Annotated in this window: 9 protein-coding genes; 2 read left to right on the forward strand and 7 right to left on the reverse strand. The window is 45.0% G+C overall.

What is annotated here, in order from left to right:
- Positions 1-59: 59 nt before the first annotated feature.
- Complete coding sequence (locus tag KS4_RS15865) at positions 60-1103, reverse strand: hypothetical protein (RefSeq protein ID WP_145080421.1); 1044 nt, start codon at positions 1101-1103, stop codon at positions 60-62.
- Positions 1104-1471: 368 nt separating this feature from the next.
- On the opposite strand from KS4_RS15865, the gene moaA reads away from it, so the two are divergent.
- Both moaA and KS4_RS15875 read left to right on the forward strand, forming a co-directional pair.
- Positions 1472-2521, forward strand: a complete 1050-nt coding sequence (moaA, locus tag KS4_RS15870; RefSeq protein WP_145080424.1) for a GTP 3',8-cyclase MoaA — start codon at positions 1472-1474, stop codon at positions 2519-2521.
- A gap of 110 nt (positions 2522-2631) precedes the next feature.
- Complete coding sequence (locus KS4_RS15875) at positions 2632-3522, forward strand: D-hexose-6-phosphate mutarotase (RefSeq protein ID WP_145080427.1); 891 nt, start codon at positions 2632-2634, stop codon at positions 3520-3522.
- A gap of 95 nt (positions 3523-3617) precedes the next feature.
- On the opposite strand, the gene KS4_RS15880 is transcribed toward KS4_RS15875, so the two are convergent.
- From KS4_RS15880 to KS4_RS15905, 6 genes are all read right to left on the reverse strand, one after another.
- Positions 3618-5768, reverse strand: coding sequence for a hypothetical protein (locus tag KS4_RS15880; protein WP_145080430.1), 2151 nt, complete (start codon positions 5766-5768; stop codon positions 3618-3620).
- A gap of 137 nt (positions 5769-5905) precedes the next feature.
- Positions 5906-7789 carry an ABC transporter permease gene (locus KS4_RS15885; RefSeq protein WP_145080433.1) on the reverse strand — a complete coding sequence of 628 codons (1884 nt, stop codon included), beginning with the start codon at positions 7787-7789 and terminating at the stop codon, positions 5906-5908.
- A 68-nt stretch (positions 7790-7857) separates the two neighbouring features.
- A complete protein-coding gene (locus KS4_RS15890) occupies positions 7858-9063 on the reverse strand; it encodes an ABC transporter ATP-binding protein (protein ID WP_200761358.1) in 1206 nt (401 codons plus the stop codon).
- A gap of 138 nt (positions 9064-9201) precedes the next feature.
- Positions 9202-10605: an SPFH domain-containing protein gene (locus KS4_RS15895; RefSeq protein ID WP_145080436.1), complete on the reverse strand. Its 1404-nt coding sequence runs from the start codon at positions 10603-10605 to the stop codon at positions 9202-9204.
- Positions 10606-10685: 80 nt separating this feature from the next.
- A complete protein-coding gene (hflC, locus tag KS4_RS15900; protein ID WP_145080439.1) occupies positions 10686-11669 on the reverse strand; it encodes a protease modulator HflC in 984 nt (327 codons plus the stop codon).
- 96 nt (positions 11670-11765) lie between these two features.
- On the reverse strand, positions 11766-13952 hold the full coding sequence (locus tag KS4_RS15905; RefSeq protein WP_145080442.1) for an SPFH domain-containing protein: 2187 nt from the start codon (positions 13950-13952) through the stop codon (positions 11766-11768).
- Positions 13953-14061 lie beyond the last annotated feature (109 nt).

Raw genomic sequence — 14061 nt, forward strand, 5'->3', positions numbered from 1 at the left:
ATATATCCTTGTTTTATCAGGCAGAAAATTTCACGTATAGAACGTATGTGGTCTTGAGATTACTCTGCTGCAGCCACGATATCCCAACGCGCGACATTTTTGTCTTTGGGTAGCGGGGTCATCGTAACAAATCGCACAAGGTTTTGCGCGGGAACTCGATGATCCCAAATAGTAGCCCACGATGCGATCACAGCACCACCTTCATCTATTGCATTAATACGATAGATGATATAGCGAAGATCGCGATCTGTTTTGTTGTAGGTAATGATTCGAAGTCTTGAATCATGCGATTCACCTGCGGGGGTTGCAGTAATCTGATCAGGACGAACATATTGTGCATGATCATATTTTCGATCAACTTCCACCCATGCATCGACACGCTGTTTATCGATACCCTCAAGATTCGGCATGGGTATGCGTAGATTCACAGGTGTTCTGGCGGAAATCATTGATACAGGGAATGAGATGTTAAAATTCTCAATCGCAGATAAATCTATTAAGGATATATGCACGGTAGCAAATGCGATGACATCTGTTTCTCGTGTTGTCAGTTGAGCTTCATACCACCAATTTCCCTTGCGATCCTGCACCTTCCTAGTATTGACAACCCTAACGAGGGCTGACGGTTTGCGAGAATTATACTTATACTGCTCACCGACCAACTTCCATGATTTATGCGTCACTCTGGTTTGAAGAGGTGTTGAAACGGCAAGGTTATCACCTGGGGTCACATGAATGGCTTCCGTATCGCCTTCTATGCTCCCCTCGTAATTCTCTGGCATCACCCGAGTCGCATAGATGATGGTAGCACCGATAATTGCAACAAACGCGGTCAACAGGCCAATTGCGATATAAAGGCTACGGTACCGAGTACTACCCGTTGGCCGCATGACCATTCTGAATTCATTTGGCACATCTCCAACCCGAACTTGGCTGTCAGAATCATCGCCCTCAGGCGCAAGAGATGCAATCGCGATATTCATCTGCTGGGTATCATCTAAGCCTAAGCAATCGTCAGGGTTAGTACGCATTTTATCCGACAAACCTGACAAACCCACAACTGATCCATGGGGATCAAAGCGAAGTGGCAGCGTGTCATCCATTGCGCGCTCAGCATCCTCATCATGCATTTCGGTATAGCAACGCCTCCGAAAGTCATGTGGCTCAATTCGATAACGATGGTTACATTGAGGGCATCGCACGATCGCACTCGCTCGGATGAAGCTGCTCTCAGTGACGAGTTTACAGGATGGGCATGTTAATTCATACATATTTGGAACATCATGATCGCAGGTAAGTTACTTGTTGACAAATCTTTTATGAAGATTTTAGGCTGCCTTACGAGACTTACAACTTTATCTATGACATGACTCTAGATGAACTCATAGCAGTTGCGAGGTAACCTTCATGTGCTTATCTACACACAAACCTCTAGAGACGAATAATTGGCAGCGAATTACAATCGCTTGCGATGAATATTGCCTTACCAGTACTCGAAACCCGGGCTACAAAACCAATATTTGCGAAGGGGCCTAGAAGCTTAACGTCATTGCAGCTATTGCGGATTTCTGTGACAGATCGTTGTAACTTTCGTTGTGTTTATTGCATGCCACAACAAGGCTTAGAATTTCTGCCTGGACGGGATGTGCTCTCCGCTCACAACATTTTTGCGGTCTGCAAAGCTGCCAAGGAAGTAGGAATCACACATTTCAAACTCACAGGCGGTGAACCTTTACTTAGACGCGACTTATGTGAGATTATTGCTGGAATACGCAAGCTTGAACCTGTTGATATTTCACTCACAACCAATGGAGTACTGCTACCACAACAGGCATCTGCGCTGAAAAATGCGGGTTTAGATCGCGTTACGATATCTTTAGATACTCTCGATCATACCCGTTTCGATGCCATCGCGGGCAAGACAGGTCGTTTTCAACTCGAAGACGTATTAAATGGAATTCAAGCAGCCAATGATGTTGGATTTAAGCAAATAAAACTAAATACGGTCGTGATGAAGGGTATCAACGATGACGAAGTCATCTCTTTTGCGAAATTAACCACACATAATGCATGGACCATCCGCTTTATTGAATACATGCCGCTTGGGAATTCTCAATTATTAGATAGAAATTCAAATAACCCGCTAGCATTAGTCACAGAGAATGAAGTCATAAAACAGAGGATAGAGCACCATTTCGGTGAATTAATAAAAATATCTAGATCAGATGAATATGGCGTCGGCCCGGCTAATGTATTTCAAATCCCTGGGCACATCGGCCGAATTGGTTTTATTTCGGCAATGAGTCGTCCATTCTGCGAAAACTGTAACCGTCTAAGATTAACCGCTAACGGAGACCTTAGAGCATGTCTTTTTGATGGCGGCGAAATCAACATTCTTCGCTATTGTCTTGAGGTCAATTCCCACAAAAAACTAGTCCATGCAATTCAACAAAGTCTTGATCTCAAACCCGAAGTACATAAGGATGTCGGCAACCGAGCAATGAGCCAAATGGGAGGCTGAATATCACTTGAATCTGGAGTTTTCTGCCAAAAATATGTCGAAGCCATGACGTGAACCGATAGTATATTTGAACAAATTCGTGATTTACAGACATCAACAAGGACATCCTGATGAATCATGTCAATCAATCAATCGAAGATCTCAATGAGTATTTCAGCATTGATGATGTCTTGCGTTTCGAAATTGGAGAAGGTGGGCTAACCCGTGCGGTCATCACACACAATCTTTGTAAAGGCGAGTTGTATTTGCATGGCGCACATATTTCCCGATTTCAGCCAAGTGGTTTCGCGGATATACTCTTTTTAAGCTCTAACTCACAATATGAAGCCGATCAACCGATCCGCGGTGGTGTCCCAATCGTGTTCCCTTGGTTTGGGCCAAACAAGCACGATAACAATTTACCAATGCATGGCTATGCTAGAACAATGGAATGGCAAATGGCTCGCGCGGATTACCATTCAAGTAAACTTGTTCTCGAACTCAAAGCATACATTGCCCCATTCGAATTACAGTACTTCGTAGCATTCAGTGAACACCTCACAATGACACTTCGTGTCAATAATCCAACGGACGAAGTTCATCAATTCGAAGAAGCATTACACACCTATTTTTCTGTTGGTGACATCACAAAAGTAACTATTCGAGGATTAGAGTATGATTCGTTTATAAATAAAATTGATCATTTCCGTATACACGAAGGTGAAAGCAATCCTATCACAATCACGGGTGAAACTGATCGTGTGTATATTGATACTGCGGGCACGTCGGAGATCGTTGACCCCACTCTCCGAAGACGTATTTTCATAGATAAACATCATTCAAAATCAACCGTCGTGTGGAATCCATGGATCGATAAATCACAACGGATGACCGATTTCAAAGACGATGAATGGAAACAGATGGTATGTATAGAATCTGCTAACGTCGATAAAAACATCGTACAACTTCAGCCGCATCGATTCCATGAAATGACCACAGTCATCAGGCCTATTGCTTATTAATTACAACATAAAAGCCCTGTCTTTTATGACAGGGCTTGCACAACACTCAACTTTCCACCAACTGGGTTGGGTCTAACCCAGATCTTCGTCAAATATTATTTACGCTGAATTGTTTTCTGTGATTTAATTTTGCCGCCCTTATCTTTAGGTGCAACAACTTCTTTTTCCGCGATCGAAGGTGGAGCCGGGAAAATTGCGGCAAAATCTAAACCGCGAGCCTCACACTGCTGCGAAAGAGCTTTTCTAAAGTTCGGATAAGAAATCTCACGCCAAACTGTTGGTGTATTGGCATACACTTTTGCTTTCAATCTCAATTCGATTGAAGGCGCCTTCATATATTTGGCGTATGTATTACCAAAGACTTGATCAAAAGTTCCGAGTTTCTGACGAGCTTGCTCCGCTTTCGGGTCAACCAATTTATCCTTCGTATATTCGTTGAACGCGACACGAGACATCTTCATGAATTTGGAAAACACATCTAAACGGCCATTCGCAAGGCCTTCCATCAATGCTTTACCGATCATCGCATCTATGAACTGAACGACCTGAGTTTGCATATCCATGTCTTGCTTCAACTCAGACATGACAAAGTCTTCAAGCGGCATGTTATAACGTCCCATACGGACGTTGTGTCCTTTGTCTCCGTACAGATTTCTAGATTTCGCATAGTACTCAGCAGCCTGTTTTTCAGCGCCATACAAGTACGAGTAGACGATCGCTTTAATCAAGAAATTCTCATGCCCATTTTCAAACTCGTTAATCGTACCCTTTTTAAGGGTGAAGTCAGCGCCGCGAATTCGTTTGAGCGAATTCACCATGGCTAGTTCATATTTAGGAATAAAACGTGGATCTGGTAAGAGATCGATACGAGTTAATCCTGGATCATATGAAACCTTGCCAAGATACATTAATTCCTGCAACCCATGAATCACATTACGGTCAGTGTTCAGCAAATCAATACGAGTCGTATCTTGCAGCTCACCTGAAACACGAACACCAAGGAAAGCCCAATACACACCATGAGATGCTGGATGCCGCCAATCCAATGGGCCATACATCTCCATTAACTCATACATAACCCCCGGATCCATATGGTAATTTTCCCAAAGCACTTTCGCCCGCATATATGCAAGGATAGCGTTCACGCCCATCTGAGTACTGGGGCTCTCGTCAGTCAACAACTGAACAACCATGGCGAGTTGCGTTTCATTCTTATCTACGAGCATTTCAACAAGACGTGTTGGTTCGTTGTAACGAAGTGCGACAATCATTTGTCCAAAACGTCGAAGCGTCTCTTCGTTCAGAGCCATCCCATTCTCAGCGAGGCTATTCACTACACTTTGAGCTTCCGGTGTATCGCCGTATAGCACATCCAATTTATTTAAATTATTTCGCTTGCTTTGTTCATCGATCAATTGCTCAAGCAAACTTAGTTTTTCAATCAAATCGGGTCTTGATCGTCCATATACATTACGATAATCGTCCAATTGATCTGCAACTCGTACAGATGTTAAATCACGAACCTTTGTTAAGCCATCCTTAAACTCTGGGACTGATTCTATAAGATGATCAAGTTCATTTCGTGCCTCACGTGTTAAACGCGGCAAGACAAAATAACGATCAATTGCTTTTGCAATTGGCGCAAACTGATCAAGTACCTGTTGCGTTGTCGCGCCATCAGTTGGTGCTCCAAGAAACTCTTGCCATTCCTCAGCAAGTTTACGCTTGTAAAACCAATGCATATCATCAGCAGTCTTACCCATCTTGTGGAAGAAGATCCATGCAAGCTCCCGGTATAGACGGATTGATTGACGGTTTTTCGGTATCCCCTCATCACGAAGCAGCCGGATCCCCTTTGAAACCCAGTCGTATCGCTCAGTCGGTGTATTAGTTTTTACAGAAACATTATATGCCAGGTTCCAAGCTTGGAAGGCCCAAACTTGAGGAAAGCGAGGCTGCAGTGTTGTTATCCATTGCGCCAATGTATTCGCTTCATTAAATTTGCCTTGCTGCTTGAGTCGTTCAATACGGTACCACAATGCATCCACAGCTAAGCCGCGAAATGATCCGAGCAAAGCTGATGCCAATGCGTACTTTGGCGGCAGGTTATCCCCCTGCTGCAAGTCGAAGCTTAACTCTAAATCACGGCGTTGCTTGTTAATCGTTGGAACAAGCATCGTCGCGCCTACTAGAGCGCTGACTGCAAAAAGTACAGCTATGATTTGAACAAACCGATCTCTATCCATGTTTATATCCTGCAGCAGCAATATTCAAGCCACTCTTCTCTTGGCAAAATCACGTATCAAACATAATTCAATGCCAGCGTTTGAAACCCGATCTTGATCGCTAAACCCTGATCGAGAATTATCTCAATAGTAATTATCTACACAGTGACACGAGCTAACTCGCGTGATCTGAATATGAGGTATGCGATTACACCGATCACAAACGTCCAGATCATACCAAGCCACATGAATGCACTGGCTAGCTCTCGAGTCGTGACGACTCGACCATCCGTCAACTGTTCTGTAGGGCTGTAATAACCAAAACGTGGAACAAACGTCATGAATACCTCGCCGATCATTCGAATTAAAACACGCACACCATCCATCGGCTTATCAGAAGAGAATTTGCTCGCAAGAATATCTTTTAAGCTGAAAACCCATGCCCCCCAACTCAGATCCCCTCTGGGATACTTTGCGTAGCTATCTAATGATTCGAATAAAAATTCGCTACCTGAAGCTGCGAAGTATATAAGAAGTGCAGCCAAGCAAGCTGTTGGAAAGCCCAAGAAGGAGCCCATCGTTAGCCCAAGCATCGCAAGGAATACAAGCTTCAGCCAAATCATGGCCATGGACTTGAACAGATTAACTTCGAACGAACCTACTCGGTAATAAACTTCGAGCCCATTCCCCTTTTTAAAACTAATTGTCGGCTGTTCGCCGCTACGCAAAACTGGGTTACGAATTGTAACAACCAATTGTCCAAGATCATCGATCATTGAGGAATCAACTTCTAGGACATGGAAAAAATCTTCCGCTAATCGCACACCATTTGATTGATTCGATGCAATATTTGGGAAAACATAACGCAAGCCGCCAACCTTAACCAGCAATGTCACCATCCGATCATCAGTCGATCCAAGAGCATCTGGATTCAAACGTAATTGGAGTGGTTGACCGTATTTTTTACCATATTCTTTAGCCGTCATTAAGCCCGTAAAAACATATGTGCGTTCTTGGCGAGCTTTTAATGAGAACCATTGTTCAACAATCTCTTTGCGAATTCTACTACGCACTTCGTCCGTGACATTCATGATGGGTGACCCAGGCGCACCATAAACATCTGGATCTTGCTCTCGCAATTTCGTCAAGCGATTTTCATACTCAACTTGAAGCTCATTATCATCTAACGGCTTAGGTGTCATGATCTGACGCGCAACAAGAATTTGTTCATCAACAGCTGCTCGATCCAAGGGATCTAATGCCTGTTGCTTCGCAAGAAATGTTGTAAATGAATAAGTTGCAACACCACACACAATAACAAGCACTGCATTCAGCATCACAATCCCAAGCCACTTGCCAAGCAGGTACTGAACACGGCCAATAGGCTTGGTCAGTGTTAGATAAATCTGCTTATACTGCAATTCACTAGTGATCGTCTGAACCGCTAAGAACAATGTCATTAACGATAATGAAACTGAAGTCACATACATTGATGCGGTAAGGAATGTTTGAATCCGATATTTAAGAAAATCTTTTGGATCGATTACAAAAGGAAGAATCGGCACAAGCAAAACCAGCACAATGATGAACACTAATGGCACCCGCATACGGATGGCTTCATCAACCAATGTTCGCGCAACACCGATAATTGGATGTCCACCAGACAACAGACCCTTTACAATCTGAATGCCCAGATACATCGAAACACCCATGGCATAAATGCCAAGAATAATCGAGACCATGCTTGGCAAATCTAGTACGTAGAAAATACCCGCACTACCTGCTCCTAAAGTCGCCAACGCAATCACGGTTACACGCTTGACCCAACCCACATGTCGCCACATATATAGACCACGTACTTGCCAATATGCGACAAATAATCCTCCAAGCACGGACACTAGCACCGCCCCTGCTTGAATCTGTTGCGCAACGAAAAGCATCGTAACGCCAACCGTCATCGCAATCGATACAATATAAACGATCAACCATGACACCCAATTTGAGTCCTGGCTATTATTCTTGTTTGTGATCGTATCAGCCAATTTGATTACTCGCTGTTATCTATAATCAGTGCTTCTAAGCACGAAATTCCATTTTATAACCGCAACGATTAAAGAAGGTCATCAATCACAGACTGATCGCCTGCAGATTTCTTGCGCTTCTTCTCTGCATCAGATACGTCAGGCTTCTTCGCTTCGGCCTGTTCAACCTTAGGCTGATCCATCAAGGATGCAATAGCCTCATCGCTCTCAGTATTCGCGGGCTGCTCGACAGGTACTTCTTTTTCAACGACAGGCTCTGGCTGACTGTTACTTACGAGTTCTTCAAGGATAGACTCACTACTCGCTTCCCCAGCAACCGCTTCTGATGTGAGGAACGAAGCGATCTCACCACCCGATGATGCACCGTGTGTTGCGAGGCCTTCTTTTTGAGCTTTGTGAACAATATCAAGGAACAGATCTTCAAGCCGCTGCGTTGGATGCTCGACCGCATCAATACACTTATTGTGCTTCGCAAGCACTTGCTCAATTTCTTCAATAATCGATGGATCAAGATGATCGACCTTCAGAGTTGTCGTTTCTTCTTTCACAAGCAACTCTTCGACTGTACCGATCTGTCTAATCTTGCCCCCATACATCACCGCAACGCGATCACATACATCTTGGACATCAGATAGCTGGTGTGAACAGAGCAAAATGGTTTTGCCCTTGTCAGACAGCTGCAAAATCAAATCCTTGATCTGCTTCGCGCCAATCGGGTCCATACCCGTTGTGGGCTCATCCAAAATCAAGAGTTGAGGATCGTTAATCAGCGCTTGCGCCAAACCAATACGACGCTGCATCCCCTTGGAATACTCGCCAATCGGCCTATGTGCGACACGATCCAAACCAACCATCTCAAGCAACATATCGATACGTTGTTTACGTTGACGCCTGTTTTGATGAAACAGCTTTCCGTAGTAATCAAGCGTTTCACGTGCATTCAAAAAGCGATACAGATACGATTCTTCAGGAAGATATCCGATCATCTTTTTTGTATTCACGTCACGCGGCATCTGTCCGAAAACCGCAATATGACCAGCCGTCGAATGCAAAAGACCAAGAATCATCTTGATCGTCGTTGACTTACCTGAGCCGTTCGGGCCAAGCAAACCAAAAACCTCACCGCGTTTAATATCGAAGTCGATTGAATCAACCGCCTTCACGCGATTACGTAACCAAAAGTCCTTGAAAATCTTGGACAATTTTACGCATTTCACAACTGAATCTGAGGTCATCGATTCCGCCGCGGCCGTTTGTGTCATTGTCTGCGTCATACGCTTCTCACGAGCTTAGCTATCAAACTTGTTACAGGCATAATGCCCAATTATCTCACCACAAATCATCCCAATCCTACACCGTTATCTGCTTGTAATTATTCAAAACAGCGAACGGCTCCCGCAGCCTTACGTTTATCATCTCTCTTCTGATACACGCATCTGCTGCCGTTTCAATTGTGCCTCTTCACGACGTCGTGTCACCTCAGGGTCACGATTTGTTTCGAGATACAACTGTCCCGGGATCGCATACATCGTTTCAATATCAGGGCTCGTGAAGATTGCTTCACGGGTTTCCTGACGCAAACGGTTTGCGAAAATGACTGGATTTTCAAGATACTTTTCGTAAAGCGTCTCGAAGTTATTTGCCTCACTTTTAATCTCTTCAACCACGCGAGTCTTGTAAGACTCTGCTTGCTTGATATTCGCCGCTACTTCACCACCGATACTCAGCAACACGCCATTCGCATTACGAACCTCAAGAGTGCGAAGCGCCAGATCAATCTTGGTTTCGAAAGCATCAACCTCCGCCTGCTTGTTTGCTGACAGTGCTAATTGATACCCAAGAACAAGTTCATACAGCGCACTATGAGCTTCGCCAGCAGTTTCACCTAAAATTCTTGCACGTTCCTGACGTGCCTGTTCAATCTGCTTGCCGCGTTCATTCTCTGCATTGGAAACTGCTTCCCAAGCGTTGTAAACGCTATTCGGCATCTGCGGTTTGATATTGCTTATATTGACAATCTCAAGTCCGGAATTCAAATCATCTAGAATCCGCTGAGCATACATTTCTGCCGCATCATCATTTGTACGACCAACGATGTACTCATCTGCCTGAGTTTCCGCAACTGCATGAACAATCCCTGTTGATACCGCCTGCTTCATAATCTCCGTTGCACGCGCCATCTTCGAATCACCCAAAGCACTCGTTTCGACAATACCAATAGATTCAATAAACTTCACAAAGTCACGCACTTTATACGTAACTTCAAATCGGCCATGTACCAGATTCGCATCGCCTGTAATCAACGAACCATCGAACTCCGGCTTGAGTGGGCGTGCCAAATCTGCTGGCTTCTTACTCTCGTCACCTGCTTTGAATGCATACCAAAAATCTGAATTCATCGATACGACTTGAGGATCCGTCGGCACAGAAACATATTGGCCAAATGGGAAAGGTGCATTCAAATACCACCCTTGCTCCAAGACCTGCTTGCCTGGCTCACCAACAATCTTCCCAAAAATCAACCGTACGGCTTTGTCCTGCGGATCTACTCGGAACAAACCTGAGCACATATACAGCACCACAAGCACAACCATCACAAACTTTAAAATCCCAAACGATACAGAAAGCGCATCCGAAAGTGATTTTTCAGCTGGATCGATTTCTCTTTCAACTTCATCATGATGATGGTGATGATGCCCGTGATCATGGCCGCAACCACAATCACTGGAGCATTCCTTATCTTCCACAACTGCGATCACTTCTTCTTCGGACAGTTGCTCATCATTCATCTGTTTGTTTGTGTTTTCTTCGCTCATAATCTGCAATACTTAGCTGCCATGAGTTTCAATTTAGTTTTGACTCTAACAAGTCACATGCAATCTCGCTATGAAAACCATTACTCGTTCGATGCGATTGGCTTCTGCGGCAAGATCGGCTGGTCTTTCAATTCGTTCAAACCAACATCATCTGCCGACAAAATAAACTGCGTATTATTAGGAAGCATTTCTTTCAAAGCCTGCATCCTTCTCAGGAACTTCGCAAACTCCGTATCTTTCGCAAATTCGTTGTAGTAGCTCGCTGCCTCACGATCACCCTCATCGCGAATCGAGGAAGCGCGGCGTTTTGCAAACGCCAAGATCTGCTGCTGAATTGATTCAGCTTCTTTCTTTATTGTTTCAGCCGTTGCAGTACCCTCTGCTCGTGCGGTCTGAGCCAAACGCTCGCGTGTTGTACGCATACGCTCAAAGACCTTTGCCGTAATATCTTCTGGCAACACCAATCGGCGAATCCCAACCTTATCAACCTTAATACCATACGAAGGTTTGATACCAGCTAATTGTGCTCGAAGATCATCCGCACACTTCTCTTCAATCTTACGCAATTGAATATTGCCTTCATCCAAATTCACCAACTGATCAAAACGATAGTTAGAGATAATGCCTTGGAAGGAAGACATCAATGCTTTCAACTGATCCGTTGCTTTGCTGATGTTATTCATGGAACGGAAGAACGCGTACGGATCGTCAATTTCCCAAGCAAGATACATCTGAACAATCACAGCATGTCCATCGCTTGTCTTAACTTCCTGTTTAACGTCTTCAATCAGCTGGATCTTCTTTGAATATGTCTGCACATTCGAGATCGGCCAAGGCCAGCGGAGATTAAAACCCGGCTCATAAATCACTGAGCCTGGATCTACGATATTCCCAGCTGCATCTCGAGCGATCTCACCTGTTTCAACATCACGCAGCGGCTCTTTAGCCTGATTGAACGTTGTCACAACAGCAACCTGATCGTACCGAACGGTGAAGCACACCATGTACGTCAAAAGAATCAAGGCTACAAGAATGGCAACAATAACTGTCAGCGGATTCTTCATGGATTTACTCGTTCCTAAAACGAATTCCTTCTTATACACAGACCATTAAGCCTGCTTTTTCATTCAAAAAAACAATTCACCCCACCTACCCAACTATTATTCTGTGCTAAACAGCGACTTCATAAATGAACCTGAATCCTTCAAATCCATTCGGATGATTACATCCCTCATCAAGTCACTACTTACCACAATCTTTTTGCGTTCTTTCAGCCCATCGGTCATCGCATTCAAAAGCATCCGCTGAGCGTAATACTCAGGGGCATTTTTAAATGCCGCCAATTGTGCATCAAAGCTACGTGAAGCAGCCTGTTCTTCCAGAGCTCTGTCCCAACGATACGCACGTGCTTCTTGAAGCATCTGTGCTGCACGTCCACCAGCCCGATCCATCAGCGCTTCAATTTCAGCCTGCTTTTCCGCAAGGCCTTCATCACCACGACTCAACTTGATCGTTTCTAATTGATCAATCGCAGCACTGATCGCAAGCGCTTTACCCTGGGTACCAGCCACCTCAGATAGCGTTTGAATCGCATCTTTCTGAGCGTTCTGAATCACGATTTGCTTATCTTGATGTGCACCATTCTGTTCATGGAATGCCTTAGCCACATCACCGTCCTGCGGCGGATGTATCGAAGCAAAACCAACAAACACCACCTCAATACCTAACCCAACATGCCCATCCACAATGACGTCATCAACATCATCTTGAATTAGCCCTTTCAGTTCATTCGCCCCAAATGCACGCCCCTCACCCACAAGCATGTCAATATCTTTACCTGCGATATAATCGCTCAATCGCTCCACAGCCAACGCCTTCAGCATCTTGTCGGGACGTTCAACCGTCGAAACAAACTGTTCCAGATTCTTAATCCGGTAATCCACCACCATCTCGATCCCAACCAATTCACCCGCCACTGAAGACCCGTGAGCTTCATGGAAACCTGGATCTTCATTTTTATCTTCATTGGTCTTCGGTGCGATGACCATATAATCCTCAGCACCTCGAGCATGTGCATTCGTCCAAAGCACCTCTGGCGTATGATCAAATCGATAAATAGCCAATCGATTCGCCATCTCTCGGTTAATATCTTCGAGCATCACCTTGATCGGATCGCGGCGGCTCGCTTGCTTACGCTCTGTATCTGATGACCCCACCACTATCCGTTGGATACGATCAACGTCATATTTCTCACTCGTACCAATCGGCCAAGGCATCTTAAAATGGAAGCCCGGCCCTTCAATACGATCAATCTTCCCATACGACATGATCACTGCCTGCTGCTGCGGCTCAACAATCGTCAAGCTCGACAACAACACCAGCAATATCAAACCGATCACAACCAGCTTAGGCATCGATTTGTTCAACAGCTCCATAAACCAGCTGCGTGAAATCTCAAAACCAAACTGATAATTCAGCGTTTCACCAATAATCTTGCTGATCGATTCAGGACGTGTCAGCCAACCCAAAACGCGTGAATCAAACGCCGGCCTCACAACCTCATTCGTTCGGCGAGGACGATACATTCCAAACACATACGAAAGCACAATCTCAAGACCTAGTAGCACCATAATCGCCGGAACTATCAGCGATAATGCAACAAAGCCCATCTTATGCTCTGGATTCACCAGCACCGGGATCGTACCCGCAAACAACATCAACAACACAACCGCCACATTGCCGATCATGTATGACGCACCACCTCGTAGCGGCTGCCACTCCTTAACCTTCGTCATACCCGCCACATAGCGCGCCGTCAGGAACCCTAAGAATGCGATCGCACCCAAAAGGAACAGAAGCACCAATGGATTTGCATTCGGACTAATCGAGGCCGCAACCAGATCTTTCCAATTAGCTGCCTCCCCATCAATCCGCTCAACCATCCCGTTGGCTTTATACAACAAGAACCCGCCCAACGTGAGCAGGTACAATGACAATGCAAGGCTAACACCATTCAGCCAGTACTTATACAGATTGTCCAAACGCTTACGAGCGACATGCAACTGCTGCCCCGCCTCATTAAAGAGGGCCGCAGCTTCCGCATCCACCTCAGCCAATTGCTCAGCTTCTAATGCTTCAACGCGCTCTTGCTTATGTGCGTTAAATAACGCCCACAAGATGAACCATACCGGCACACCGCCTAGGAAGTACCAGATCGTCGCGTCAATCGCAGCTGATCCGTAAATCAGGCCAATGATCACCACAACCATCGCTAGGAAGATCTGAGCGATCATTCCAAACATGGCCGCATTCGCAGCACGCTTGTAAGTCTGCTGGTCGTTGCTCATCCGTATTCAAATCCTCATTACGTAAACGGTTACGCTGAATAAGCTAATCGTTATCTGTCTCGTTTGTGTGTCGGCTTCGACATGATTCCTTCAGCCTCAGATGACACTT

The organism is Poriferisphaera corsica (assembly GCF_007747445.1).
Lineage (GTDB): Bacteria > Planctomycetota > Phycisphaerae > Phycisphaerales > Phycisphaeraceae > Poriferisphaera > Poriferisphaera corsica.